The organism is Mesorhizobium sp. BH1-1-4, assembly GCF_020165665.1.
In the GTDB taxonomy this organism is placed as follows: Bacteria; Pseudomonadota; Alphaproteobacteria; order Rhizobiales; family Rhizobiaceae; genus Mesorhizobium.
Genome location: NZ_JAIUIN010000004.1, coordinates 403,421 through 429,254, shown reverse-complemented (window position 1 = coordinate 429,254; position 25,834 = coordinate 403,421). Strand labels below are relative to the sequence as shown.

The 25,834-nt window shown below is 58.2% G+C and carries 23 protein-coding genes and 1 pseudogene; 3 read left to right on the top strand and 21 right to left on the bottom strand.

Going from position 1 to position 25,834, the window contains the following annotated elements; genetic code table 11:
* Positions 1–132 precede the first annotated feature (132 nt).
* The 9 genes and pseudogenes from LB569_RS10900 to LB569_RS10860 all read right to left on the bottom strand — a co-directional run.
* A pseudogene (locus tag LB569_RS10900) lies at positions 133–618 on the bottom strand (IS1595 family transposase); the annotation flags it as partial.
* Between the two features lie 244 nt (positions 619–862).
* Entirely contained in the window at positions 863–2,482 is a 1,620-nt protein-coding gene (locus LB569_RS10895) for a Na/Pi cotransporter family protein (RefSeq protein ID WP_224692240.1), read from the bottom strand.
* Between the two features lie 405 nt (positions 2,483–2,887).
* Positions 2,888–3,961 carry a Gfo/Idh/MocA family protein gene (locus LB569_RS10890; RefSeq protein WP_224692239.1) on the bottom strand — a complete coding sequence of 358 codons (1,074 nt, stop codon included), beginning with the start codon at positions 3,959–3,961 and terminating at the stop codon, positions 2,888–2,890.
* 1 nt (position 3,962) lies between these two features.
* The gene (locus LB569_RS10885; protein WP_224692238.1) at positions 3,963–4,670 is read right to left on the bottom strand and encodes an HAD family hydrolase; all 708 of its coding nucleotides are present in this window, start codon (positions 4,668–4,670) and stop codon (positions 3,963–3,965) included.
* A 490-nt stretch (positions 4,671–5,160) separates the two neighbouring features.
* A complete protein-coding gene (locus LB569_RS10880) occupies positions 5,161–6,405 on the bottom strand; it encodes an ABC transporter substrate-binding protein (RefSeq protein ID WP_224692237.1) in 1,245 nt (414 codons plus the stop codon).
* A gap of 25 nt (positions 6,406–6,430) precedes the next feature.
* Positions 6,431–7,267: a carbohydrate ABC transporter permease gene (locus LB569_RS10875; RefSeq protein WP_224692236.1), complete on the bottom strand. Its 837-nt coding sequence runs from the start codon at positions 7,265–7,267 to the stop codon at positions 6,431–6,433.
* Positions 7,267–8,169 carry a carbohydrate ABC transporter permease gene (locus tag LB569_RS10870; protein ID WP_224692235.1) on the bottom strand — a complete coding sequence of 301 codons (903 nt, stop codon included), beginning with the start codon at positions 8,167–8,169 and terminating at the stop codon, positions 7,267–7,269. The genes LB569_RS10875 and LB569_RS10870 overlap by 1 nt, the downstream gene beginning before the upstream one ends.
* Entirely contained in the window at positions 8,166–9,323 is a 1,158-nt protein-coding gene (locus LB569_RS10865; protein ID WP_224692234.1) for an ABC transporter ATP-binding protein, read from the bottom strand. Before LB569_RS10865 ends, LB569_RS10870 begins: the two co-directional genes overlap by 4 nt.
* Before the next feature lie 229 nt (positions 9,324–9,552).
* On the bottom strand, positions 9,553–9,867 hold the full coding sequence (locus tag LB569_RS10860) for a hypothetical protein (protein WP_224692233.1): 315 nt from the start codon (positions 9,865–9,867) through the stop codon (positions 9,553–9,555).
* A 526-nt stretch (positions 9,868–10,393) separates the two neighbouring features.
* On the opposite strand from LB569_RS10860, the gene LB569_RS10855 reads away from it, so the two are divergent.
* From LB569_RS10855 to LB569_RS10845, 3 genes are all read left to right on the top strand, one after another.
* Positions 10,394–11,191: a MurR/RpiR family transcriptional regulator gene (locus tag LB569_RS10855; protein WP_224692232.1), complete on the top strand. Its 798-nt coding sequence runs from the start codon at positions 10,394–10,396 to the stop codon at positions 11,189–11,191.
* Positions 11,192–11,542: 351 nt separating this feature from the next.
* Positions 11,543–12,589 (top strand): NAD(P)-dependent alcohol dehydrogenase, encoded by a 1,047-nt coding sequence (locus LB569_RS10850; protein ID WP_224692231.1) that lies wholly within the window; start codon positions 11,543–11,545, stop codon positions 12,587–12,589.
* A gap of 33 nt (positions 12,590–12,622) precedes the next feature.
* Positions 12,623–13,411, top strand: a complete 789-nt coding sequence (locus LB569_RS10845; protein ID WP_224692230.1) for a phosphodiesterase — start codon at positions 12,623–12,625, stop codon at positions 13,409–13,411.
* A 204-nt stretch (positions 13,412–13,615) separates the two neighbouring features.
* Here LB569_RS10845 and LB569_RS10840 read toward each other — a convergent pair whose 3' ends face one another.
* The 12 genes from LB569_RS10840 to LB569_RS10785 form a co-directional block, all read right to left on the bottom strand.
* Positions 13,616–14,614, bottom strand: coding sequence for a zinc-binding dehydrogenase (locus tag LB569_RS10840; protein WP_224692229.1), 999 nt, complete (start codon positions 14,612–14,614; stop codon positions 13,616–13,618).
* Between the two features lie 35 nt (positions 14,615–14,649).
* Positions 14,650–15,741 (bottom strand): ABC transporter ATP-binding protein, encoded by a 1,092-nt coding sequence (locus LB569_RS10835; protein WP_224692228.1) that lies wholly within the window; start codon positions 15,739–15,741, stop codon positions 14,650–14,652.
* A 37-nt stretch (positions 15,742–15,778) separates the two neighbouring features.
* Entirely contained in the window at positions 15,779–16,603 is an 825-nt protein-coding gene (locus LB569_RS10830; RefSeq protein ID WP_224692227.1) for a carbohydrate ABC transporter permease, read from the bottom strand.
* A 14-nt stretch (positions 16,604–16,617) separates the two neighbouring features.
* Positions 16,618–17,511, bottom strand: coding sequence for a carbohydrate ABC transporter permease (locus tag LB569_RS10825; RefSeq protein ID WP_224692226.1), 894 nt, complete (start codon positions 17,509–17,511; stop codon positions 16,618–16,620).
* Positions 17,512–17,583: 72 nt separating this feature from the next.
* Positions 17,584–18,996 (bottom strand): extracellular solute-binding protein, encoded by a 1,413-nt coding sequence (locus tag LB569_RS10820; protein WP_224692225.1) that lies wholly within the window; start codon positions 18,994–18,996, stop codon positions 17,584–17,586.
* Between the two features lie 120 nt (positions 18,997–19,116).
* Complete coding sequence (locus LB569_RS10815) at positions 19,117–19,632, bottom strand: VOC family protein (protein ID WP_224692224.1); 516 nt, start codon at positions 19,630–19,632, stop codon at positions 19,117–19,119.
* Between the two features lie 365 nt (positions 19,633–19,997).
* A complete protein-coding gene (locus tag LB569_RS10810) occupies positions 19,998–20,927 on the bottom strand; it encodes an electron transfer flavoprotein subunit alpha/FixB family protein (protein WP_224692223.1) in 930 nt (309 codons plus the stop codon).
* A 20-nt stretch (positions 20,928–20,947) separates the two neighbouring features.
* A complete protein-coding gene (locus LB569_RS10805) occupies positions 20,948–21,697 on the bottom strand; it encodes an electron transfer flavoprotein subunit beta/FixA family protein (RefSeq protein ID WP_023671670.1) in 750 nt (249 codons plus the stop codon).
* 24 nt (positions 21,698–21,721) lie between these two features.
* Entirely contained in the window at positions 21,722–22,582 is an 861-nt protein-coding gene (locus LB569_RS10800; protein WP_224692222.1) for a sugar phosphate isomerase/epimerase family protein, read from the bottom strand.
* A 10-nt stretch (positions 22,583–22,592) separates the two neighbouring features.
* On the bottom strand, positions 22,593–23,741 hold the full coding sequence (locus LB569_RS10795) for a dihydrodipicolinate synthase family protein (protein WP_224692221.1): 1,149 nt from the start codon (positions 23,739–23,741) through the stop codon (positions 22,593–22,595).
* A 39-nt stretch (positions 23,742–23,780) separates the two neighbouring features.
* Positions 23,781–24,563, bottom strand: coding sequence for a 3-ketoacyl-ACP reductase (locus tag LB569_RS10790; RefSeq protein WP_224692220.1), 783 nt, complete (start codon positions 24,561–24,563; stop codon positions 23,781–23,783).
* Positions 24,560–25,705, bottom strand: coding sequence for an acyl-CoA dehydrogenase family protein (locus LB569_RS10785; RefSeq protein WP_224692219.1), 1,146 nt, complete (start codon positions 25,703–25,705; stop codon positions 24,560–24,562). The genes LB569_RS10790 and LB569_RS10785 overlap by 4 nt, the downstream gene beginning before the upstream one ends.
* Positions 25,706–25,834: the final 129 nt, after the last annotated feature.

Genomic DNA, 25,834 nt, shown 5'->3' with positions numbered 1-25,834 from the left:
GCCCTGAGGCCAAGCAGATCGACGGTCCAGCATACCGCCCACATTACTTTTCCTGCGGGTACGGGCGGAGGCGGGAGTTTAAGCTCTCCACCGATTACGTGGATGGCATGGCGAACATACTGAATGCTTCCACTCATCGCATATCAAATGAGCTCTCGATTCGATCTGCGCTTCAATGACGCGTTCGCTTATTCGCGCTGAACGACCGGACACGACCGCGGCACGCGCGTCACCGGCCGGAGCGCAAGGCGTGATGTCGGTCGGCCGCTGCACCACGGCCGTGACCGGCGCCTTCTCCGTATCCGCCTGACTTTCCGACCCCGTCCCGGAGGTGGGTTGTCCGGCCGCTTTGGGGGCTTCCCCAGAGATGGAAATGGTCGATCTCAACCGTGCAGTCGAGCTGGTTTCCCGCGTCACCATCAGGCCTAGTGCGTGACCATCCGCCAAAGCGTCGGCTGGCTTACTCGAGGATCGCGGCGAGCCGTACCGAGGTCAAGCCCTTATCTGATTGCGGCAGTGGGGTATGGATCGTCTCGTGAACTGCAACGGGCAATCGCCGCTGGAGCATTCATGGATCATGTCCAAAGAACCCATTGAAACACCGTGTGCAGCAAGGGAATGCGGTCCTTGGTTGACAAAGGCCGCGTACTATTTCGCACTGCTCTTGTTCCGACCCAGGACAGTCCGCGGTCTGCCGGTCGTCGGTAATGCAGATTCCTGTCCGCCAATCTCGGGAGCCTGCGGCGATATCGTCCAGCTTCGCCGCAACAACGCGCCGCAGCCGCGCTGGACTCCCCATCTGCTCTGCCTTCGACCGAAGCACGAGGCCCATGGGGCGACTCGGCACCTCACGCCAATCTCCTTATACCAGACGGGATTCCCGCAGCACTCCGGCCTCCTTGAGGATCGGATATGCGATTGCTGCGATATGGGCATTGATGCGTTTGAGGTCGCGCAGCATATCGAGATGAACTGAACTCGTCTGCACGCTCTCGAGCTGGCCGTCCCGCAGACGCCTCATGTGGTTGGTGGCCGAACGCTCTTCGAGATTGCGGATTTTTAGTTTGGATTCCACGAGGCGGCGAGCAAGTTGCATATCACCTGAAACCAGAATGCTTTGCGCGACGCGCAGATTCTCGATCGTAACGGCGTAGAATTCCTCGATCTCATAGGCGCCTTCGGCGGAGAAGGTGAGCTGGTCCCTAATTTTCTTCTCGACCAAGTGGCGAAGGTTCCGGTCAACGATGTCGCCGACGTGGCCGAGGTTGATGGCATACGAGATGATCTCGGCGGACCGATGTTCGTCCTTGTCGGCAAGGGCCGTGCGGTTGAGCATGGCGAGATAAAGCTTAACCGCGCTGTTGAGGCGACCGACCTCTTCGTCCATGACGGCGATACCGGCGCCGCGCTTGGTGTCGTTCTTTTTCAAAGCTTCGAGGTTGGTTGTAAGCATGGAAGCAACGCAATCACCAATGCGCAGCGTCTCGCGGGCAGCAGCAGCGAGCGCCATGGCTGGTTTATCCAGAATGCCGGCATCGAGATGACGCGGCCCGCCGTTAGGCAATACGGCTTCCGGCAAGATGCGACGCATCAACAAGGAGAACGGTCTGAGCATCGGCAGCATGACCGCTGCGAGAACCAGATTGAAAGCAATGTGAGCATCAACAAGAAGCTGGGCGGGGTTATTGCTGATGCTCGGAAGGACGTACGCAGCCTGTTCGGCGAAGGGCAACGCAATGCAAACGCCGATAAGCCGGACAAAGAGATTGCCGACAGTCACGCGTCGGGCGAAGGGACCTTGCCCAAGTGTGGCAATCACCGGGGGCACCGCGCCACCGAGGTTGGCGCCTAGCACGAGCGCGACGCCAAGACCGGGTTCAACCGTTCCGCTAGCGGCCAGGGACATGGCAAAAAGGACCACCGCCAGACTCGATGACGAGGCGATTGCCAGCACGGCCGCGACTATGACGGCGAGCAGCGGGACAGCTTCCAGGGATGCCATCAAGGCCAGCAGCACGTGCGAATGCCGCATCGGCTCGGTCGCCTGGCCAAGCAGATGCAGCGACAACAGCATTAGGCCGAGACCGAGGATGGCGCGAGCAATACCCTTGAGCGACCTGGCGTGGGTGAAGTTAAATATGATGACGCCGACCGCAACTAGCAGGGGCGCTAGCCAATTGATGTCGGAGGCAAGGATGCGGGTGACCACACTGGTGCCCACGTTCGCGCCAAGCATAATGGCCTGGGCCATCGCCGAGCTCATAAAACCACTGGCTGCGAAAGCGGCGGTCATCAATGCGGTAGCGGTGCTGCTCTGCAATGCGACGGTGGCAGTCAGGCCGACGCCGAACGCCATCAGCCGGTTGCGCGTCCCGGCCGCGATCCAGCGGCGCAGCCGAGCGCCGAGCGCCCGGCTGATCCCGGTCTTCACCATGCGAAGCCCCCAAAGAAGCAGGGCGACCGAGCCTACCAAATCCAACATCTTACTTTGCCCTCGATTTCCGACCCGCTGAAAAACGCCACGCCCCAATGGGCGGTGCAGGTGCGGTGCTGCTCCTCATAGCCACCTATCGGGCGGCATCACTTCATGATGGGGTAGGATGAAGGGCGCCTTGCTCAAGGGCGCCCTTCGCATCGGCGGCACGCTTCGGTCCCGGGAGTACGGACCTTGGCATCTTGGGAGGAACCGCCGATGAGCGCTATCTGGCATTTCACGTCACCAACCATGACCGAGTAGACAAAGCCTGGGCCGCAGTAGCAAAGCGGCTCAGCTTCAACCGTTCGATAGGCTGAACCAGTTGCGCACGATTGAAAGAAACTCGCGGAGCCTTGAGAAAACGAGACTGGCGATTATCTTAATGCACCAACTGCGTGGATCTTAATTCCATCACGAGTCAAACCGTTTGCGAGAACTCCACCGCGTAGCGTCCCCAAGGACCTCATCCATCATAACAGGACGATTTTCCGCGATACTCCTCAGGGTCGCCTCGATCATCGCCGTGACGACAAGGCCGTCAAATCCGGTTGCCTCAGGGCGTGTGCCGGTGGCGACGCAATCTATAAAATACTTGATGGGCTCGTACTGGAATCCCCACGCTTTCCCATAGCGGGTCAGGCCCTCCGATGAGGACGGCGTGTGGAACTTGTCCGTGTAGACCCAGAGATTTGGCTCGTTTCTCAGGTCAAGGCCGCCGTCAGTACCGTAGAGTGTCAGGCGCTGGTCGACAACATTCGAATAGCTCTCGGGCAATATCCAAGAGCTCTCAAAAGTGAATACGGCGTCATTGTGGAAAGTTATCATTGATTGGATGGTATCGAAGCTATCGACGCCGCGATCCTGAAGCACGCCCCGTGAACCTTTTGCGTAGACCTCGCGCGGTTCCTCCTGGATCAGCCAGCGCACAACGTCCATCATATGCGGCATGAGAAACCATTCTGGACCGGTGCGAGCCCCCCAGCCTAGCATCTTGGTGGGCACCCAGATCGTGTCGCTTAACCGGGCATAGCCCATGACCGGCTTTCCAAGCTTGCCGCTCTCGGCATAACTTTTTGCGCCCATGAACAGCGGGTGCCACCTCGCATGGAAGTTGACCATCAACATTCCGCCACCTGCTTGTTCGGCGTCGAGAATTGCCTTCGCGTCCCAGACAGCCGTGGCGATCGGCTTTTCGATCAAGACATGCTTTCCGGCAAGCAAGGCAGCCACGGCCGGAACGAGATGGAGATGGTCGGGCGTTGCAATCGTCACAACCTCAACATCGGATGCAAGCACCTCGTCCAGGCTCGTTGACCATCCGCAGCCGAAGCGATCCGCGGCAGCCTTTGCACGCGACTCGTCCACATCGCATATGACGGTAAGTTCGGCGGGCGCATGGGAGTTCAGGGCGAGTGCGTGGTTGGCACCCCATATACCAGCACCCACCACCGCCGTTTTAATAGGTTTTACAGGCGTGGATGACATCTCAGCTTTCCAGCGATGCTTTCTGGGGGCGGGGCATAAGATTCAGCTGAGGAAAGATTTCTGCAAGATCCGAAACCACCATCAGCGCACCTGCTTGCCTCAGCATAGCTGCGTGATCGGGCCCACAATGACTGCCGCCGACGAAACCTATCACACGCATCCCGGCACTCACGCCGGCGGTTACCCCGGCAATGCTGTCCTCGACAACGATGGCATCGCCAGGAGCGACCCCCATCTGTTTTGCAGCATAGAGAAAAATATCCGGTGCAGGCTTCCCATTGGGAACGAGCGTCGCGCTGAACACATTTGGCTCGAAAGCATGTAGAAGACCGGTTATCTCCAGGCCCAAACGAAGCTTCGATGGAGCACTGCTTGAGGCGACGCAATAGGGAATGCCAAGTTGGGAGACGAAATCTGCGGCACCCTCGATGGCCTTGAGATCGGTTTCGAATGCAGCTTGAACATTTTTCTTGATTAAATCTTCCAGCTCCGGCGGGGGATTGATACCTTTCTCCTCGCGGAGAATTCGGCACATTTCATTGAAACTGATACCGGTGAACCGACGGACGACTTCCTCGACAGTAATGTGATGGCCGATAGTCGCAAGTGCTTCCGAGACGACTTTGCAGCCAAGAAACTCGCTATCAATCAAAACGCCATCGCAATCGAAGATGACAAGTTTTGGGTTGGGGAATTGGGAGTTTGACATCTTTTAACGTTTTTCTTTCTGGTTTAGCCACCCTTTGCAGGCGGCAAGGACCGGTCGTTCTTGTTCTTCAATCCGATGAGCCAGGAACGTGATCGTCGCACCGGGGACGTAATCGCCCGCGGTGCGACATCTTCCAGCGTGTCGAGATAGATTATCCGTCAATCTTCAGTATCGTGGTGGCTTCGTACAAAGCCGTTCGGATCGACCGGAACTTGCGTCATTTCAAAGATATGCCGCTCACCGGAATGCCGACGATCTACCGGGTATCGACTGGAAGGTTCGAGTCGCTCCCGCAGCCGTTTTAGCTACAGGAGATTGGGAATTGGCAAGACCCCGTTGATGACGCATAGGTCCAGATCCGCATAGTCCGCTTCGATCTACGGAATCATCTCATCCAGGTCCAACGGAGCAAAGCCGACCTTTGAGCCATTTTTCCTAGATGCGGGTCCGCTGCGAGAAAGATGCGCCATCAGCGAGGCACCTTGATTAGCTATTTTGGCAGTAGCGCACGGGTTTCTGCCGCCATGCTATCGAGCGTCTTGAGCGCATCAGCTCCTTCCGCAATCCGCGTCAAGCTGTCTAGAATGTTTTGGGCAATCTTCACACCGTTCTGGCCGGGCCACGCAGTCAACTTCCTGGCAATCGGGATCTGCCGCGAGCTGGTTTCCCAGTTAGGATGAACTTTGAGGAATTCACCAAGGTAGGCTGGTTCAAGAGCTTTCGTGTTTGCAGGCATATACCCTGTTGCCTTGGTCACGATCGACTGGCCCACCGGCCCGGTAGCAAACTTGATGTATTCCCACGCGGCCTTTTGCTTCTCAGGATCCTGCGTGGTGATAACAGCAGCCATCCCGGCTGTAGGAACCCTACCCTTTTCAGGATTCGCGAGCGGCATGGTCGACGTCTTCATCACAAACTTACTGCCGATTTGTTTCTCAAAGGTGCTGATGATCGACGGCGACGTGAAGTACATCCCCAAGGTACCTGCTACGAATTGTTGCCGAGCAGCGCGCGACTCAATCGCTTTTTGCTTTCCCTCCGTGAAGAACCGCTTGAATAGCGTGATTGCCGCCTTTCCTTCAGGGCCATCGAAGGCAATGTCTTTGCCGTCCGGCGCCATGAGTTCGCCTCCCTGGTTGTAGATCAGGTTCTGGAACATCCAGTCATCGTCGTCGATGTCGTAGTACATTCCGTCTACGCCGCCGAGTGCGGAGATGTCTCCGGCTAGCTTTATGAGGCTGTCCCAGTCAGTAGGAAGCTTGTTCGGATCGCCGCCCGCTCTTTTAACAAGATCCGTATTGAAGAATACAATTGGGGTCGAGGTCGCATAGGCGATGCCGTATTGTGTGCCGCTCACCTTTCCAAGGGCAAGCAGACGATCCGAATAACCCATCCCAGCAAACTCGGGCTCAGCTTTGATGAAGGGATCCAGGGAAACAGCAATCTTTCGTTCCGAAAGTTCAGAAACCTTCTGCAATCCGGATACAAAGACGTCCGGGAGATCCTTAGTGATCGATTGACGGATCACGGTCTGCAGCGCTTCCTCATAGTCAGATGCAGGAGCCCGGAAGGTAATCTTAACGTCCGGGTGCTTAGCCATGAATTCGTCAGCGATCGCCTGGTGAAACGCTTGATGAGATGGGTAAGCAAACTGAACCTTGAGTTCTGTTTGCGCGAGCGCGGGAAAGGCGACAAGAGATCCGAAGGCGAGAGAAATCCAACTAAAATGTTTCACGACATTCCACCTTTGTGTTTGAGGGCTATTTTAGACCAGTGACTGTAAGCCCGCGGATGAACTGTGCTTGGGCAAACAGGAATGCTAAAACCAGAGGCGCGACGACGATGGTGCCCGCCGCCATAAGCGCTCCGATATTTCCGCCCGCTTGGCTGGACTGTCGGAACATCATCAGTCCAAGGGGCGGCGTCGCAAGATTTGGGTCCGTTATGACGATCAATGGCCAGTACAGGTCGTTCCAGTGACCTACGACCGAGAAAATCGAGAAGGCGGCAATTGCCGGCCACGAAGAGGGAACAACTATAAGCCAGACGATCCCCAATTCGGAGTAACCATCCAGTCGTGCCGCTTCTATGATTTCCTGCGGAAACGTCTTGAAGAACTGCCGTAGCAAAAATATGCAAAACACCGATATGGAAAACGGAACGATTAGCGCGGTGTATGTGTCTAAGAGACCAACATAGGCAAAGGCGATGTAAATTGGCAGGGCGGGCACCTGGATGGGGATCATCAATCCCAGCAAGACCAATGACATTAGAATGCCACTTCCACGGAACGGAATCTTGGCAAGTGCATAAGCGCAAGGTGCTGCGATCGCGACTTGGATGACCAGAATGCACAGCGACACGAACGCGCCATTTAGCATCAACTTTACCAACGGAGCCTCGGTGAAGGCCGCGATATAGTTCTGCGTCGCACCCCATTTTGTCGGGAGAAGATGAAAGTCTGCCAGAAAGACCTCATCAGGTGTTTTGAATGAGGTAATGACCATCCACACGAATGGCATCAGCATGAAAGCGGCGCCAGCGAGTAGGATTGAATGAGCTAGGACACTAACGAGGAAGGATCGGTTCTGTACCATTAGTAGTGAACCTTTCTATCGGAGACGCGCATTTGAAGCAGGATCAACGTTACTGTCACTGCCAAGAAAACAACGGTTAGAGCCGACGCGTATCCTGTCCGAAAATATCGGAAGGCCTCCAAATAGATCGAGTAGAGAATCACATCTGTCGATTTATCAGGACCGCCCTGGGTAATTACTGCTACGGATTCGAAGATGCGCAGCGAGTTAATTGCCGTGGTTAGTGTTACGAACAGAGTGGTCGGCCCGAGCAACGGCCATGTGACGGTGAGGAAGCGATCAAGTCCACCGTCGGCTCCGTCGAGCGCCGCCGCCTCATCTATCTCGCGTGGGATCGAACCGAGTCCTGCGAGGAAAAGAATGACATTGAATCCGACCGACTGCCAAATGCCAATGACGGCCAGCGACACCATCGCCCAATTCGGATCAGCGAGGAACCGGACAGGTTCAACTCCAAAGCTTTTCAACAGATGGTTAGCCAGTCCAATATTCGGATGTAAGATAAATTCCCAGACGGTTGCCATCGCAACCAACGTTGCTGTTACCGGTAGAAAATACGCGACTTTATAAAAGCGGGTTATGAAACGTCTTCGCTCAAGGAGTAAAGCGACTAACAGCGCCATAAAGATCGATCCAGGCACGACGATCGCCACATAGAGGGCAGTATTTCGGATTGACTGCCAGAAGATGTGATCTGACACCATTTCCGAATAATTTCCGATGCCCACGAAATGCAACCCCGGCATTCCGAGCTCGTAATCTGTAAAGGAGAGAAGGACGACAACGGCGGATGGCAATAGGGAAAAAGTAAGAAGGAGGATGGTGGCTGGCATCACCAGCGTCGGCACGGAGAGAAAATCAAATCTCGGGCTTGCGCGACTTGCTGCCGTATTTACGCTCATGCTGCGGCCCGCCTTTGATCGCGTACCCGCAGGCCATCGGCTCCGAAAACGAAGACCTGCGTGGGATTTATCTGGACATTCACCACAGCATCCGGCGAAAGAACCGCCGCCTGGTGTGGCTCAACCCGCACGATGATGAGCCGCGCCTCGTCCAGCATGACGTGCACGAACGCTTCTGCGCCGAAACGCTCACAGAGAAGCACACGGCCAGATAGATCTGCGTTTGTCGCCGACGCAGCTAGAGAACAGGCCTCAGGACGGAAACCGACAGTCATTCCAGGAGCGCTTGCGGCGATCGATCCAATTCCATCAGCAATCTGCCGGCCTCGTGGCCCGCCAAGGATTGCGGCAAGCGGCAGAGTGTTAAGGCCGGGGTTCGAAATGAACTGCGCGACCTTTAGATGGTCCGGATTGTCATATACGGCGTCAGGTGTTCCGATTTGAAGAATCTTCCCAGCGAACATAACGGCAATCCGGCTCGACATAGTCATAGCCTCTGCCTGATCATGCGTTACATATATTAGGGTTACACCCAGCCGCCGGTGCAACTGAACCAACTCGCTGCGCATATGAACACGCAGCTGCGCGTCTAGGTTCGAAAGTGGCTCATCCAGGAGAAAAACCTGCGGTTTGCGAACGATCGCGCGGCCAAGAGCAACGCGCTGACGCTGCCCCCCAGACAACTGAGCCGGCTTTCGGGTCAACAGATGTTCGATCGCAAGCGACTTTGCAGCGGCCTCCACCTCGTTTCTGATTTCAGCCAGTTTCTCCGATGCCCCTGGCATCAGCGACCCGATCACCGGGAGTCTCTGCAGGCGGCCGAGCCTTCTCATGCGCAACGGCACCGCTATGTTTTGTGCCACAGTCAAGTGCGGGTAAAGGGCATAGTTCTGGAAAACCATTGCCACATCGCGTTGCTTGGGGGGGGCTTTTGTTACATCGCGCCCGCCGATTGAAATATGGCCCTTGGTAGCAGTCTCCAGACCGGCAATCAGCCGCAATAGGGTGGATTTTCCGCAGCCCGATGGCCCCACCAGTGTAAGAAATTCGCCGGGCCTGACCTTTAGGTTGATCTCGCCGAGCACCTGATGTGCTCCGAATGATTTTACCAGGCCATTAGCATCTATCGCGGTGTTGTCCGTTTCGCCAACCAACCTTGTATTCCTTTTTATATCCAAGACGCTTGTAGACACTTGGCTCCAACCTTCTTCATAATGTGATGCTCTGCGACACAATTACTATGGATATTAGAGAACGCTCCTAGACATCGAAATCAGAGAAGCCATTTCTCAAATAAAGGCGGCGTGCCGCGGCGTTTGTCTCCGCAACCGTAAAGGCGCAACTCTTCAATCACCCCTTTGCATCGTGCGAGAAGCATGTTCATCAATGCACCGCCCAGCCCGCAACCTTGAGATTCGGGCCGGATGAATACTCCCAGACGGACCCCTTGTGGCGTTGCTTGGCTGGTTGCATACGCTTGGCCGCTATGATGCCACTCAGATGGAGGGTTGTCGTCTGAGCGCCTATGACAATGCTGTTGCTCAGCTTAGCCTCAAACCACTCCAGAGGCCGTTCTGCTTCCTCGTGATAGGATGAACCGAAAAATCCAGGATGCAGCTGTAGACCGATCAGACGTAAGTCGTGGAACGCGCCGGCGTCTGACGGCTGAAGGCGTTTAAGAGTGTGACCCTGGTTCATCCTACCGTCACTCCATGCAGATATTCGGGTACCGCTCTGCCGGCCGCTACAATCCCGTAGAACATAACTCCATCGTGTGATCTGTCAATGGATTTTTATTCCACCCACTTAAATCAACGCTGCGCCGGCAGGCGGACGTTCGCTTGAGCGTTTGTGGCGGGGGCTTTTTTTCCGGTACGAAGGGCGGGCGCCCACCATTGAAAGACGGGTTGCGGATATCGTCGATTAACCGGCGGGTCGACTCGAACGGGACGGGCTACACTCTCGTCAGCGTAAGCCGAAAGCCAGCCATGCTGAGGTGGTATCGGGAGCCCGCCTGTGTCGAAGCTGCTGACGAAGGCCGACAAAATCCTCGACGCCAAAAAGCAATTTAGTAGAGCGCAACTATTAGCGATTTTCTTCTTTTACGTCACACCGTTGTGAACCTTGCTTTTTTTTGACGCTCGTTGCGGCTCACTCAAAGGTCCTTTATAGACGTTCGACGATTCGCGATTTTGAGTTGAAATTCCTTGGCGTGAGAAACGAAATGAGCCAGGCGAGAAGCGTGCTTCCCATGATCCGGGCTCATATGCCCCAGCTCCCACTCGCATTGATGCGCATTGCAAAATATGTGATCGGAAACCCGGAATTAATCGTTCATCAGTCAGCGGCTCAAGTTGCGTCGTTCTCAAAGAGCGGCCAGGCAAGCGTAATCAGGTTTTGCCGCACCGTTGGTTTCGAAGGATTTCAGGATTTCAAGCTGGCTTTGGCTGGTGAGTTGGCCACGCGTCCAATCAGGTCACCGGCACCCGATGCTAGCCGCAAATTGTCCGACGAACTGGGCGACAATCTCATTGCCGCCATCCAAGAGAACAGGTCGCTTCTAAACTTCAGCAACGTTGAGGTGTTGGCGACCCGTCTTTTGAAAGCGAAACGAGTGGACGTGTATGGTGGGGGGTTCTCGGGCATCCTCGCCTCCCTGCTTGCCGCTCGGCTACTGCGGCTCGGCATACATGCTTTTGCAATCAGCGATCCAACCTTTGGAGCTGAGGTCGCTCACGGACTTGACGGCAATTGTGTCGCCATCGCGATATCTGAAACCGGTTTGACGAGAGACACGGTGACCGCCCTTCGACGAGCCCAGAGTGCCGGAGCGTTTACTGCGGCAATAACCAGTCGCCCGGAAAGTCCCCTGGTTGGCGCCGCGGATTTGATCCTGCTAGCTGCGTCAATCGTATCTCCCCTGACAGGCGGGGCGCTGACGCCTGCTTTTACGCACCTCTTCGTCATCGAGGTTCTGGTATCTGCAGCGACGATCGCTCGCAAAGAATCCGCCATTTCTTGAACGCACGAAACCCATCAGGAATCCCTTTTTTTTCCTATGGAATATAAGTCCATTGACATGCGATTGCGTGAAGTTATAGTCCATTGACTGAAAACGTGGTGAGTCGTTCGAACCACTCGGGCTACTGTGATGAAGCAAGAGGGCGATCCTAGACAAGGCGCCGAAGTTAAGCCAGCAAGATGAGCCGTGCGAGCGCGCTGCGACATGCGGCTCTTCTTGGCACATTACCTTTCTGTGCGCACTTCACTTCAAGCAAAAATGGAAACTTGAACGGGTGCCTTTGCTTCAGCAATTTGCGAGCAACCACGTTAATCGAGTAGCTCAACGGCCTAAAGCCCATAAGATAAGCCCATGAAAGCATTGATTGTTGAGCGACAAGGCGAATTATCTCTTCGTGAGATTGACCTGCCACTAGACTTGGGCCCGGACGATGTGAAAATTGCAGTCCACACCGTCGGAATTTGTGGAAGCGACGTCCATTACTATACTCATGGCGGCATTGGCAGCTTTCGATTGATTGAGCCGATGGTACTGGGACATAAGGCGTCCGGGACGGTCGTTGACGTTGGATCTCGGGTCAAGAACCGTCTCGTTGGCAATCGTGTGTGCATGGAGCCAGGCGTTCCCAATTTGTCATCGCGGGCATCAAAACTCGGGCGCTACAATGTGGATCCGGCGGTTGCCTTCTGGGCTACCCCTCCTGTGCATGGAATTCTGACACCCCTTATCGTCCACCCTGCGGCCTTCACCTACAGATTGCCCAGCTCAGTTTCCTTTGCCGAGGGAGCGATGGTCGAACCGTTCGCCATAGGCCTTCAGGCAGCGGCACGGGCCCGGATAGTTCCTGGTGATGTGGCTGCGGTTATTGGCAGTGGCCCGATTGGCATCATGACCGCGCTCGCCGCCATGGCGGGAGGCTGCCGTCGGGTTTACATTTTTGACTTCAGTTCCGAAAAGCTTGCAATTGCCGGTCAATATCCAGGCATATACGCCGTCAACGCTGCAGATGAATCGTTGGTATCTGTCATCGAGCATGAAACAGAGGGCTGGGGCGCCGACATCGTATTCGAAGCAAGCGGCGCCCATAAAGCATTTGATGCCATTTTCGACATAGTTCGTCCTGGTGGGGCTGTGGTGCTGGTAGGGCTGCCTGTCAAACCCGTCACGTTTGATACACATGCCGCCATTTGCAAAGAAGTGCCGATAGAGACTGTGATGCGGTATGCCAACGTTTTCGACCGCGCACTGTCTCTTATCGCGTCCGGCAAAGTCGATCTCAAACCACTGATAACCGACACGTATGATTTCGCCGACGGCGTTCTCGCCTTCGAACGGGCCGCTTCTGCACGGCCATCCGATATTAAAATACAGATCCGCGTGTCCGAGAACGGATTTTAGGGCGCGGTTTACTCATTACCTAGGGAACATCCAATGCGCATCATTCACGTGACAGATACACACCTCGTAGGGCCTGGTAATTTGCTCTTCACCCTTGACCCAACGCAGCGGCTAGAGGTTGTGCTGCGCAAAATAGAGGCTGAGTTCAGTGATGCGGATTTGTGCGTCATCAGCGGTGATCTTACCGATGGCGGCGAACCGGAAGCCTACCGGACCTTACGGGACAGGCTCGACAACTTTCCCGTCCCAACGCGATTGTTGATCGGCAACCACGACAACCGCGAAAATTTCCGTAGAGCATTTCCCGAAACCCCGATTGACGACAATGGCTTCATTCAGAGCTTCGATGATCTTGAGGGAACCCGGCTAATCTATCTCGACACACCTGAGCCGGGGGCACCTCAGGGCCGGCTCTGTGATAAAAGGCTAGGCTGGCTAAAGAGCACGCTTGAGGGGGCCGCCGGCAAGAGCGTTGTGATCTTTACCCACTACCCTTTCCTTTCAATCGGATTACCGACTTTTCGCAACATTCTTCTAAGTAACCCGAGAGATGTGATGCCCTTACTGCACGCCCATGGCGGCGTCCGTCATATCTTTTGCGGGCATGCCCACGTTGCGATGGCCGGTCAGTGGGAAGGGATTCCGTTCACTATCTCAGCCGGGACCTGCCATCACATCGTTCCGGATCTCGCCAGCCCTGATCTTCGCTTTATAGCACTGACGCCACAATTCGACGTCGCGACGATCACGACTGAAATGATCCATGTTCATCGGATAGAGGCGCAGGACCCACCGGTTCTGGCAGTGATGCCCGGAGTTTGACTAGCACGCGCCCCTTAATGGCGTGCTTTGGTGTGAACTGGATATGCAAAAGACACCGTGCACCTGATCCGTGCGGTGATGCAGAGGTGCTCGAGTCCAAGATAGACGGGGCGTTGAAGGTTTCGAAAGGCGAACGCAAGCGCTCTGGCTGTTACGGTCGCAGCTTGTCACCCTATGCTGCAAGAGGCGATTGATACCGCCCCTTCAATTGGCACCGCTCCAATCGAGCACCACGAACGGTTCATCAATCTCTCTATTTAGCAGCGCGCCATAGACAGCAGCCGGGTCAATGGGATTCAAGCTACGGACCAGGCCATCGACCGGGATACGGCGTTCCGATAACCATTTTAGCGCCTTGGCCAAGCCGGTGAAGGTGCTGTGGGAGGCATTGTTGTACCCCTCGTAAAGTTCCTCCCACACGAAGGCACGGCTGAGGAGCGGAACTTCCCATTCCCAGCCACTGCGTAAAACGACGAAATTGAAGAATATCGCGTGGAGTATCTCTTGGGCCAGAATGGCCGTATTGGCCTTCCACGGCACACCGACCAACACGACTTCGCCGCGCCTGCGCACAACTTTGCAGCCGTCGAGCACCGCCTGTTCATGTCCCGAGCAATCGATCACCAAGGCGACCGAGCCGACATACTCCGGATCGCCCACCGGCATCGTGGCGAGCGTGTTGACGATGCCTGAGCGTATTGCTTGAGCCCGCCGTCTTTCGTCCGGCTCGACAAGGGTTACCTCATAACCGGCGATCCGACACTGGTGCGCCGCCAGATAGCCGACCGGGCCCGCGCCGCAGATGATGACCTTGTCGCCAGCTCGCGCCGTCGTGGTCATCAAGGTGGTCATCGTCACCCCCATCAGGCGGGCCACCACCGCCGTCTCAGGTGCCATACCGACAGGAAGCTTAACAACGTAACGCGTATCGAACTTCTGCGTGGACCGGTGGGCGCCCATGCATAGCAGCCGATCGCCCGGCTTGATACCGGAGACGGCAGAACCGATCTCCTCGGCCTCGAACACAGCGGCATAGCCGGGACGAAGCGGGAAATCGCCACCATCGGCCCACGCAAGTTCGGTGCCGGGGCTCACCAAAGTTACCAATGTACGGCCCTGTACTTCATGTGGCGCGATTGGACCATCGTCGTAGTCTGCTAGTTCAAACTTGCGCTTCCCGGTGAAGACGATCTCTCGTCCCATAGTGTCCTCCAATAGATTGGAATGAGACCGCGATCTCAGGGCCGAATGGCCTGCCCGCTTTGCGTGTCGAAAAAGTGCAGTCGATCGGGATCAAAGGCGATGCGGACGTTTTCCTGGCCGGCGGTGGGCCTGGCCGAAGCAGGGACCTGCACCACAAGAGCTTGCCCGCCTGCGTTGAGGTTCAGCAGCGCCTCTGTGCCGAGGTATTCGACGACCTCTATAGATGCGTCATACGAGGTCGTCGCGGCGTCGCCATTCACCAACCGGATGTCAGATGGTCGGACGCCAACAGTGACCTGCTGCGCCGTTTTCAGGGCTTGACCCAGAGCTTTGGGCGCCGGGATCTGCAATGATCCGCAGGTAAGAACTGCCTCCCCGCCAGCAGCCGCGACGACACCCGGCATGAGGTTCATCGCGGGGCTGCCGATGAAGCTTGCGACGAACAGATTGCGCGGCAGCGAGAAGACCTCCTCTGGCGACCCGATCTGCTCTATGTGACCATCCTTCATGATGACGATCTTGTCGGCCAATGTCATCGCCTCGATCTGGTCATGAGTGACATAAAGGACGGTGGTACCAAGGCGTTTGTGCAGCTTTGCGATCTCCAGACGCACCTGCGTGCGCAGCTTTGCGTCAAGGTTGGAAAGCGGCTCGTCGAACAGGAAAACTTTCGGCGTTCGCACCATGGCGCGCGCCATGGCGACGCGCTGCCGCTGGCCACCTGAAAGTTGTGACGGTTTCCGCGCCAGTAGCGGTTCAAGCCCGAGAATGCGCGCGGCTTCGCTGACGCGACCTTCTGCTTCATTCTGGGAGAGCTTTTGCGGCTTCAGCGCGAACTCCATGTTCTGCCGGACCGTCATATGCGGGTAGAGCGCATAGTTCTGGAAGACCATCGCGATCTGCCGGTCCTTTGGCGGGACATCGTTTACCCGACGGCCCGCGATCTCAAGGTCGCCGCCGGAAATGTCCTCAAGCCCGGCGACCATGCGAAGCGTGGTTGTCTTGCCGCAGCCTGAGGGGCCAAGCAGGACGACGAACTCCCCCTCCTCGACGGCCAGGTCGATACCATGCACAACTTCGACTTGGCCGTATCGCTTGACCACATTTCGCAACGTCACCGATGACATTGACGTCCTCCTCTAGAATTAATTTTCGGGATCGCGCTCATCCCTTGACCGACCCCATGGTCAGCCCCTTCACGAGCCAACGCTGGCAGGTCAGCACAAAAATCACGCCTGGAATGAGGACGACCAAAGAGCCCGCCATGATGCGGCCCCACTGGACTGCATCGCTCGACCAGAACGACATAACCGCCACCGTCACAGTCTGGGCCTTCGATCCAGTCAGCATCAGCGCGAACAGAAACTCGTTCCATGAGAAGATGAAACAGAAGACCGCGGATACGGCGAGCCCGGGAGCCGTCAGCGGAAGGGTGACGTGAAGAAAGGTCGCGAACACACCGTGACCGTCCACCTGGGCTGCCTCCTCCAGCGCCTCCGGCACCTCGTCGAAAAACCCCTTCATGAGCCAGACGGTGAGCGGGATGTTGAAAGTTGAGTAGACGATTATCAGCGCCAGCGGCGTGTCGAGCAGGCCGAGCGACTGGAAGATGATGTAGTAGGGAACGACGACCGCGATGGGCGGAAACATGCGCATCGAGAGGATCCAGAACGCTACATCGTTGATCCATTTGCTCTTGATGCGCGAGACTGCATAGGCGGCGAGCGTCCCCACCGTCAGACTGAAAGCGGTCGAGCCGAGCGCCACGATCAGGCTGTTCAGGATTTGCAGGTGAAACGGCCGCATCGCGAAGAGGTCATAGTAGTTGTCGAGTGTCGGGGTGAAGATGAAGGCTGGCGGCCTGGAGAACATGAGCGCCGCGGGCTTCAGTGAGGACACCAGGATCAGATAGATCGGCGTCATGAACAAAATGAGCACGACCCCAAGCAGCAGGTAGATGAAGATCTTTTCGCGAGCACTCGATGTCATGGCGATTTTTTCCCTCACCGCGCCTGGGTGGCCTGGCTGCGCTGCATCGACTTGAAAAAGAAAGTGATCAGTACCGTGATGATGATGAGCGACACGAATGACGCAGCCGCCCCGACGCCCATGCGCCAAAAGGTGAAACTCTGCCGATAGATGTAAAGCGACATGACTTCGGTCGCGTCGCCCGGCCCGCCTTTTGTCAGCACGTAGATAATGTCGTAAATCTTGAAGGCGTCGATGGCACGCAGGAACAGCAAGCTTATGAGAACAGGCTTGAGCTGCGGCAATGTCACATAGCGGAACACATCCCAGCGCGAATTGCCGTCTATGCGTGCGGCCTCATAAGGTTCTGGCGAAAGGCTCTGCAAAGCGGCAGCGGTGCCCATCATGATGAAGGGCGTCCACTGCCAGATATCGGCGATCGCTATGGCTGTGAGCGCCCAGCGGGTGCTGGTGATCCAGGGTATTGGGCCTATGCCAACAAGACCGATGAAATAGTTGAGATAGCCAAGCTCGGGAAAATAGAGGAAGAGCCAGACCAATCCAACGACGACCGGCGAAATCATCATTGGGATGAGCAGCAATGTCCTTACCACAGCCATGCCGGGCAATTTCTGGGTCACGAGCAGGGCAATCCCCACCCCAAGCACAAGCTGTACGGACAGCGTCATCGCCATCAGCTTGAACGTCGTCAGCAGGGCATGGAAGAATGCTTGCGACGTCAGAATCTCAACATAGTTGGTAACCCCGACGAAAATTCGTGGGATGAAGGGCTTGGAGAGGTCGTAGTTGCGAAAGCTCAGCCACAATGCGTAGACCATCGGATAAATGGTCGTGACGAACAGAATGAGCACGGCTGGCAAAAGAAAGATCAGCGCGATTCTGTTGTTACGGCTGGCAGTGTGGCTCATAAGGGTATTCCTCCCTGCGCCCATTCGACGGAACCCGCCCCCCCCGCGAAGGTCGGGGCGGGCAGACCAGAATTACTTCGCAAGAACCTCGGCCGGTACGTCCTGAATCCAGCGCAGACGCTGTTCCAGCGGAAAGATCGAAAGCCGCGAGTTGACCGCATTGCAAGCGTTGGAGAGCGCTTCCAGGGCCGTCGGCGTTTCACCTGCCATATACTTGCTCAGCTCGACACCGAAATTCTCTTCCATATCCTGATAGAAGGGATGGAATATGCGGCGGCGAGCATTGACCTGGCTGTCGAGAAGCACCTTGTAGTAGGGATATTTTTTCTGCAGCGCCGGGTCAGACAGGATCGACTTGCGGAACTGGCTGACGCCACTGCCCTCGTCAGCGAACCGCCTCATGATTTTTTCGCTGGTCGCCCACTTGATGAACTCCCATGCGGCATCCTTCTCCTTGTCCGAAGACTTGGCATTTATGGCGAAGCCAAGGGTGCCGGTATAGGTTGGCTGAGGCCCCGCGTCAGATACAGGGCTTTGTGCAAAACCCGCCTTGCCGATTGTCGCAAGCGTCGCTTCCTTGGGGTTCGTCAGGCGTACCGAACGCACACTCCAGTAGGCCGCCTCGGCAGCTTCGCCGCGCTCCATGAAGCCCGACTGGATATCCCACATCAGGCCAAGGTAATCTGGCGGGTTGAACGGAATGAGGGACTTCATGTATTCCGCAGCCTTGACATGCGCGTCGCTCGTCATGGCGCACAGGCCGGTCTTTGGGTCCCAGTAGTCACCGCCGAATGAGCGCATGAACGGGAAATAGTCGTGCGTGATAGCACCCTGGACACGGCTATAGGATTGGCTCGCACCATAGAGGTCGAAATCGAGCGGCTTTCCGCCGGCAAGCTCACCTTTCTTGCGTGTGAAGAACTCCGCGATGTCGCGGTATTGAGCCCATGTCTTGGCAGGCGCCAAGTCGTAGCCATACTTCTTCTTGAAGTTGGCCTGCTCATCAGGGTTCTCAAGCAGATCGGCTCGATACTGCTGCATCCAGATCATGCCTGAAGCCGGGAAAGCGAGTAGCTTGCCCTGCCAGGTGTTTTCCTGCAGTTGGACTGGAATGATGTCATCCAGCCCGATCTCCTTGGCATCGCGCTTGGCGCGCGCCGTCATGTCCTCCAACGCCCCTGCTTCACCCAAAAGACCAACCCACGGGCTGTCGATCCAAAGCAGTTGATATGTCGGGCTGCTCGAGCTCGCCTCGACGACAATCTTGTCGATGAGGCCGGGATACGGGAGCTGATCGATATGAACCTTTATTCCCGTCTGTTTTTCGAATTCGCCGACGATTGGCGCGACACGGGTGACAGACGTATCGCCTATGCCAAGCATTTTCAGCTCGACCCCGGCAAACGGTTTGTCATCGGCAAGGGCGGTTCCTCCTAAAAGCGTCGCCATGCTGGCTGCCCAGACCATCGTTTTCCATTGCATCATTAGCGTTATCCTCCATTGGCTTGCGTTGCAGAAAAATCTTGATGATGCGATCGAGCGCCGAGCGAAATCAGGCTCCCATGCGCCAGCATCGAAAGAGACGGCCCGGTTTCTGGCCTTCAGCTATTCGCCAATCGGAGACCACATTTTCGGACCGCCGCCCTGCTCGTACCCCAGTGGGCCGGTCGTGCTTACCAGTTCAAGAAATTGGCCCCAAGGCGCCCGCAGATAAACCCATGTCAGACCCTCCATCGGACCCGATAAAATCAGTGTCGGCCCCTCCAGGACGTCGACACCTGCCGCGCGCAAGCGATCTGCCGCAGCGACTGCGTCGTCGACGGCAAGAGCAAGATGAAATGCGCCTACCTCGCTGTTGTGCTTGATTTTGCCGGGTTCGGCTTCGCCGCTATATTCGAAGAGTTCAAGGTTGCCGCCATTCCCGCAGCGAATTACCCGTTGGTCCTTGATGCGGCGACCAGCGGGCACGCCCAACCGGCGGGCCATGAAGGCTTCATCGACGTCGACACTGCCGCACTCCATCACGGTCACCGCACCAAACATCGTTTGGAAGAAGCGCACCGCCTCTTCCATGTCGGGCACTGTCAGGCCGATATGCTGGACGCCGTGAACCTTGATCATCGCTGCTCCCCTTCGTCTGCCATGCTTATTAAATTAAGCTATCTGAGGCAGCTCGTTGTAACTAATTAGTTATTTCATAGCGACACCTGGTTGTCAACCGACAACGCACTATAGCGGGTGCCGCTTCGTCGAAGCGTGGTACCGTCGTTCCGTTCCATATCGGGGATGCCGGGGCGAACGCCGGCTTGCTGGCACCCAGGTCGGCGGCCTCTCGACCACTCCGCGCGTGGCGTCGAGTATGACGGCATGCTGCACGGGTCGCAGACACACAGCCCCCAAGCAACGCACCTCCAGGTGCCGGGCATCGAGCGCCGAGTGACCATCCACATTCGCGCCGCGAAGGTTGGGCCGGGGCCGCCGCAAACTCATAGCGCCTTTTGCAGCTCCGGCAGGATGACGAACAGGTCGCCGACCAGGCCGTAATCGGCAACCTGGAAGATCGGCGCCTCTTCGTCCTTGTTGATGGCGACGATAACTTTCGAATCCTTCATGCCGGCAAGGTGCTGGATGGCGCCGGAAATGCCCACCGCAATGTAAAGGTCGGGGGCGACGACCTTGCCGGTCTGGCCGACCTGCCAGTCGTTCGGGGCGTAGCCAGCATCAACAGCAGCGCGCGAGGCGCCGACGGCGGCACCGAGCTTGTCGGCGACCGGCAGGATGACCTCCTGGAACTTTTCCGAGGAGCCCAGCGCGCGGCCGCCCGAAATGATGATCTTGGCCGAGGTCAGCTCCGGACGGTCGGTCTCCGACAGCTTGTTCTCGACGAAGGTGGACAGGCCTGGGTTGGCCGCTGCCGTGACCGTCTCGACGGCGGCCGCCCCGCCTTCGGGTGCCGCCTGGAAAGATGCGGTGCGCACGGTGATCACCTTCTTGGCGTCGCTTGACTGCACCGTCTGGATGGCGTTGCCGGCATAGATCGGCCGCTTGAAGGTATCAGGCGAAACCACCTCGATGATTTCCGACACCTGCGCGACGTCGAGGAGCGCTGCGACGCGGGGCGCGACGTTCTTGCCCGACGAGGTCGCCGGCGCAATGATGGTGTCGTAGGCGCCGGCCAGCGAAACAACGAGCGCCGCCGTCGGTTCGGCGAGACGCTCGGCCAGTTCATCGGCCTCGGCGAGCAGCACCTTGCTGACGCCCTTCAACTTGGCGGCGGCATCGGCAGCGCCCTTGGCGCCCTTGCCGGCAACCAGCACATGCACGTCCGAACCGATCTGCAGCGCCGCCGAGAGCGCCTTGGCGGTCTGGTCGGAAAGGCTGGCATTGTCGTGTTCCGCGATGAGGAGAATGGTCATGTTTTTATCCCTTCCCAGCCTTACAACACGCCGGCTTCGTTCTTCAGCTTGTCGACCAGTTCGGCGACGCTCTTGACCTTGACGCCTGCCTTGCGGCCGCTCGGTTCCTCGGTCTTGAGCACCTTCAGGCGCGGCTTGACGTCGGCGCCGTAGTCAGCCGGGCTCTTTTCGTCGAGCGGCTTCTTCTTCGCCTTCATGATGTTGGGAAGCGAGGCGTAGCGCGGCTGGTTGAGGCGAAGGTCGGCGGTGATGATCGCCGGCATCTTCAGTTCCACCGTCTGCAGGCCGCCATCGACTTCGCGCGTCACCTTGGCCTTGTCGCCGTCGAGCACGACCTTCGAAGCGAAAGTGCCCTGCGCCCAGCCGAGCAGGGCGGCCAGCATCTGGCCGGTCTGGTTCGAGTCGTCATCGATCGCCTGCTTGCCGAGGATGACGAGGCCGGGCTGTTCGGCATCGACGACGCCTTTCAGCACCTTGGCGACGCCGAGTGGCTCGGTCTGCTCGTCGGTCTTGACCAGGATGGCGCGGTCGGCGCCCATGGCGAGTGCGGTGCGGAGCGTTTCCTGCGCCTGCTGCGGGCCGATCGAAACGACGATGATCTCTTCGGCCTTGCCGGCTTCCTTCAGCCGCAGCGCCTCTTCCACCGCGATCTCGTCGAACGGGTTCATCGCCATCTTGACGTTGGCGAGTTCAACCGCCGAACCATCGGCCTTGACGCGAACCTTGACGTTCGCATCCACAACCCGCTTCACGGGCACAAGGATCTTCATCGCTGCAACTCCCAGCATCTGCTTTCAGCAAACCGTTCGAAAGCGCTCGACGCAGGTATCGAGGACATCGGCCGGATCGCGCTTCCACCAGTTCCCGGCGGAAAAAATTTCCACTTCGCACAAACCCTGGTAGCCCGCCGTCTCGACTGCAGCCCGAATCGCCTTCAGGTCGGCAACGCCCTCGCCCATCATGCCGCGATCGACCAGAACGTCGTGCGTCTCGGCCAACCAGTCGCAAAGGTGGTAGCCAAGGATGCGTCCCGCGCCTGCACGCCCCAGTTCGACGCCAAGCGTAGTGTCCCACCAAACATGATAGACATCGACGGCCACGCCGACATTGGTGTGCCCGATGGCATCGCACAGATCGATGGCGTCGCGCATGGTCACCAGGCACGAGCGGTCACCGCCATAGACGGGGTGCAGAGGCTCGAGCGCCAGTTTCACATTGTGCGTGGCCGCATAGGGAGCCGCCTCGGCGACACGATCGGCGACACGCCTCAGGCTTTCGGAGACGCCCCGCGTGCCAGGCTCAACCCCCCCGGTCACGATCGTCAGGACCGGAGCTCCAAGTTCCGCCGCCATATCGATGGCGGCCCGGAAATCATCCATGATCGCGGATCTCGTCGGCAGCGCCAGTGGGCCGACCAGGAACGGCGCGCGGCAGAGGCCCGCCACGGCCAGCCCGGCGGCGCGGGCACGACCACCGATCTCGACACCCCGCCTGCCAATCTCGCGGCGCCAGAAGACGATGCCGCCGAAACCCCGCTCTGCACAGGCATCGATGACCCGCTCGGCCGGCCAGCCAGCTCCCTGCCCCTCGACATTGTGGCCAAGCGTCGCGGTGTTGAGGGCCAACGCCGAATGATCGTTCGAAAAAACGCGCATCTGGCCTGCTTCAGGCGCCGTAGAGTGCCAGCAACCGGCGCATGCGGTTGAGCGCCATGTCGGGATCGCGCAGCAGCCCGCAGCCATCGGCGAGCTTGAAGGCTTCGACGAAATAGGGCAACGGGCGTTTCGCCTGGGCGCCGCCCAGCATGACGAAATGATCCTGGAAACCGTTCAGCCAGGCGAGAAAAACCACACCCGTCTTGTAGTGTTGCGTCGGCGCCCGGAAGACCAGCCGCGCCAGCGGCACGGTTGGGTCCAGCGTAGCGCGGAACGCCTTGACGTCGCCCTCGCCCAACCTTGCCACCGCGTGAGCAGCCGCCGGCGCCAGCGGGTCGAAAATGCCGAGCAGCGCATGCGAAAAGCCGTGCTCGTCGCCGGCGATCAGTTCGGGATAGTTGAAATCGTCACCCGTATACATTTTGACGCCAGCCGGCAGCCGGCGCCGCATCTGGATCTCCTTGTGCTTGTCGAGCAGCGAGATCTTGATGCCGTCCACCTTGCTTTCGTTCTCGGCGATGATGGCGAGCACCGTTTCCATCGCCTGCTCGAAGTTGTGTGTCCCCCAGTAGCCCGCAAGTGCCGGATCGAACATATCGCCGAGCCAGTGCAGGATCACCGGCCTGTCACAGCGGCCAAGCACGTCGCGGTAAACCGACACATAGTCGTCCGGGGACGAGGCAACCGCCGCCAACGCACGGCTCGCCATCAGGATCAATCGCCCATCAAGCGCCTGTATGGCCTCGACCTGTTCGAAATAGGCGCGCCGCACGTCGTCAAGCGAGCGCGTGGCCGCGGGATGCAGATGATCTGTGCCGCAACCGTTGAACACCAGCGCTCCGGGAAGTTCCTGGCTGGTGCGCCGGATCAGCTCAAGCGCGCCAGGCCAGTCGAGTCCCATGCCGCGCTGTGCCGTGTCCATCGCTTCGGCGATACCTAGTCCCATGTCCAAGAGGTAGCGCCGGAATGCCATGGTGGCGTCCCAATCCACCGTGGCCGGCCCCATCGGATCATTGTCCGTGAACGGGTCGGCAACGACATGGGCGGCCGAAAAGACGACGCGTGCGGCACGCCCGGAGAGCCTCGCCACCGGAACGGCCCTACCACTCATGCGATAGTCGGAAAATGCGCCATTGGCATCGGGAAGACTGATCATCATCGGGTCGTCTCCTGTCTCACATGGTCTTGCAAGCCCGCTTCAGAAGCGCGCCACCAGCATGCCGGCATCGGCCGAGATGACGTGGCCGGTCGTATAAGGCAGCGCACCTGACGCCAGGCTCGCCATGATGCGGCCGACATCCCGGGGCTGCCCTAGCCTGCGGATCAAGGTCAGGCCTTCCTCATCGATCCGCCGCTGATAGGTTTGCGTGACCTGTCTCGTCATCGCCGTCTCGATGAGACCGGGCTGGACGTCGTAGACCGCAATGTTTTCACGTCCGAGCCGCACGGCGAACACCTTGCTGATCATCGCGGAGGCGGCTTTCGAGACGCAGTATTCGGCGCGCGACTCAGCCACCGCGGAGGCATTGGAGGAAGACACGTTGATCAGGCTGTAGAAGCGGCCGTCGTCGCGCTGACGCGTCAGCAGCCGCCGAGCCCAGCGCTGGCCAAGGAAAAACTGCGCCTTGGCGTTCACAGTTTGGCAGCGGTCATAACTTGCTTCGGTAACGTCGAGCAGATCGCCGCGATCCATCACCGACACGCCGGCATTGTTGATCAACGTCGACAGCGGACCGATCGCCGCCTCAGCCTGGTCAAGCAGCGCATCGTGCGACGACAGATCGCCGACGTCGCCAGCCACCCGCACCACCGGAACGCCGGTCTCGGCGACCGTAGCCTCGGCCTCGCGCAATTCGTCATCGTCAGCCGGGCCATTCAGCGCGACGGCGAATCCGATTTCGGCCAGTTCGAGCGCAGCGGCGAGGCCAATGCCGCGGCTTGAACCGGTGATCAGGACCGCGTGGCGTGGTGAGGCACTCATCCGCGTGCCCCGTGCTTGAGCAGTTCACGCGCGATGATCATGCGCTGGATCTGGTTGGTGCCCTCATAGATCTGCGTGATCTTGGCGTCGCGATAGAGCCGCTCGACTTCGAAGCCACGGATATAGCCGGAGCCACCGAAGACCTGTACCGCATCCGCGGTGCGCGCGACTGCCATATCGCCGGCAAAGCACTTGGCGATAGAGCAGGCCTTGGTGGCATTTTCGCCGGCGTCGATCTTGGCGGCAGCGCTTTGTACCAGAAGACGCGCAGCCTCGATGTCCTTGGCCATGTCTGCCAAGAGCCACTGGACGCCTTGAAACTCGACGATGGCCTTGCCGAATTGCCTGCGCTGCTGGGCATAGTCGACGGCTGCTTCCAATCCGGCCTGCCCGATGCCAACCGCAAGCGAAGCGATGCCGACCCGCCCCTTGTCGAGCACGCTCATCATCATGTGAAAGCCTTTGCCTTCCTCGCCGAGCAGGGCCTGCTCGTCGAGCATGACATCGGCGAAATTGAGCGCGCCGACCTGGCTGGCGCGCTGGCCCATCTTGTGCTCCTTTGGACCACGCTCGATGCCCTTGGCATGCAGGTCGACGATGAAGATGCTCATGCCGCGGTGCCCAGCCTCCTTGTCGGTACGGGCAAGCACGAACCCGACATCGGCGACCGGCGCGTTGTGGATCCAGATCTTTCCCCCGTTCAGCCGCCAGCCGCTTCCGTCACGCGTTGCGGTGGTGCGGATGCCGGAAACGTCAGTGCCGGCTTCCGGCTCGGTGATGCAGTAGGCGACCTTGGTTTCGGCACGCATGACCGACCCCAGCCATTGATCGCGCTGCGACGGCGTGCCGTGGCGCACCAGCAGCGTGCTGATCAGTTCGACCAGTCCGCACTGGTCCGCGACCGAGGCATAGCCCCGCGACAACTCCTCCATCACCAGCGCATAGGTGAGCGTATCGAAGCCGGGACCGCCCATCTCCTCGGGAACGCCGACGCCGAACAGGCCAAGCGCGCCCATCTGCTCGTAGATTTCCACCGGGAAACGCTCGTCACGATCAAGAGCCTCGGCGGCAGGCCTGATGACCTCGTCGGCAAACTGGCGGGCCATGTCCCGCACCTGGCGCTGGGTGTCTGTGATCAGCATCGCATCCATCACTTGTAACTATCTAGTTACTCCTAACGTGGATGCAGCTCTCCCGTCAAGCGCGGAAACTCGTGGCGTTCGATAGACCTGCGCAACTGCTGCTTGCCCAGCGCGACAAGTTGCGATAAA

Excerpts from the sequence above, each read along its gene's own strand:
- LB569_RS10895 (WP_224692240.1), bottom strand. The coding sequence starts at position 2,482 with ATGTTGGATTTGGTAGGCTCGGTCGCCCTGCTTCTTTGGGGGCTTCGC.
- LB569_RS10890 (WP_224692239.1), bottom strand. The coding sequence starts at position 3,961 with ATGTCATCCACGCCTGTAAAACCTATTAAAACGGCGGTGGTGGGTGCT.
- LB569_RS10885 (WP_224692238.1), bottom strand. The coding sequence starts at position 4,670 with ATGTCAAACTCCCAATTCCCCAACCCAAAACTTGTCATCTTCGATTGC.
- LB569_RS10875 (WP_224692236.1), bottom strand. The coding sequence starts at position 7,267 with ATGGTACAGAACCGATCCTTCCTCGTTAGTGTCCTAGCTCATTCAATC.
- LB569_RS10870 (WP_224692235.1), bottom strand. The coding sequence starts at position 8,169 with ATGAGCGTAAATACGGCAGCAAGTCGCGCAAGCCCGAGATTTGATTTT.
- LB569_RS10860 (WP_224692233.1), bottom strand. The coding sequence starts at position 9,867 with ATGAACCAGGGTCACACTCTTAAACGCCTTCAGCCGTCAGACGCCGGC.
- LB569_RS10855 (WP_224692232.1), top strand. The coding sequence starts at position 10,394 with ATGAGCCAGGCGAGAAGCGTGCTTCCCATGATCCGGGCTCATATGCCC.
- LB569_RS10850 (WP_224692231.1), top strand. The coding sequence starts at position 11,543 with ATGAAAGCATTGATTGTTGAGCGACAAGGCGAATTATCTCTTCGTGAG.
- LB569_RS10845 (WP_224692230.1), top strand. The coding sequence starts at position 12,623 with ATGCGCATCATTCACGTGACAGATACACACCTCGTAGGGCCTGGTAAT.
- LB569_RS10840 (WP_224692229.1), bottom strand. The coding sequence starts at position 14,614 with ATGGGACGAGAGATCGTCTTCACCGGGAAGCGCAAGTTTGAACTAGCA.
- LB569_RS10835 (WP_224692228.1), bottom strand. The coding sequence starts at position 15,741 with ATGTCATCGGTGACGTTGCGAAATGTGGTCAAGCGATACGGCCAAGTC.
- LB569_RS10830 (WP_224692227.1), bottom strand. The coding sequence starts at position 16,603 with ATGACATCGAGTGCTCGCGAAAAGATCTTCATCTACCTGCTGCTTGGG.
- LB569_RS10825 (WP_224692226.1), bottom strand. The coding sequence starts at position 17,511 with ATGAGCCACACTGCCAGCCGTAACAACAGAATCGCGCTGATCTTTCTT.
- LB569_RS10820 (WP_224692225.1), bottom strand. The coding sequence starts at position 18,996 with ATGATGCAATGGAAAACGATGGTCTGGGCAGCCAGCATGGCGACGCTT.
- LB569_RS10815 (WP_224692224.1), bottom strand. The coding sequence starts at position 19,632 with ATGATCAAGGTTCACGGCGTCCAGCATATCGGCCTGACAGTGCCCGAC.
- LB569_RS10810 (WP_224692223.1), bottom strand. The coding sequence starts at position 20,927 with ATGACCATTCTCCTCATCGCGGAACACGACAATGCCAGCCTTTCCGAC.
- LB569_RS10805 (WP_023671670.1), bottom strand. The coding sequence starts at position 21,697 with ATGAAGATCCTTGTGCCCGTGAAGCGGGTTGTGGATGCGAACGTCAAG.
- LB569_RS10800 (WP_224692222.1), bottom strand. The coding sequence starts at position 22,582 with ATGCGCGTTTTTTCGAACGATCATTCGGCGTTGGCCCTCAACACCGCG.
- LB569_RS10795 (WP_224692221.1), bottom strand. The coding sequence starts at position 23,741 with ATGATGATCAGTCTTCCCGATGCCAATGGCGCATTTTCCGACTATCGC.
- LB569_RS10790 (WP_224692220.1), bottom strand. The coding sequence starts at position 24,563 with ATGAGTGCCTCACCACGCCACGCGGTCCTGATCACCGGTTCAAGCCGC.
- LB569_RS10785 (WP_224692219.1), bottom strand. The coding sequence starts at position 25,705 with ATGCTGATCACAGACACCCAGCGCCAGGTGCGGGACATGGCCCGCCAG.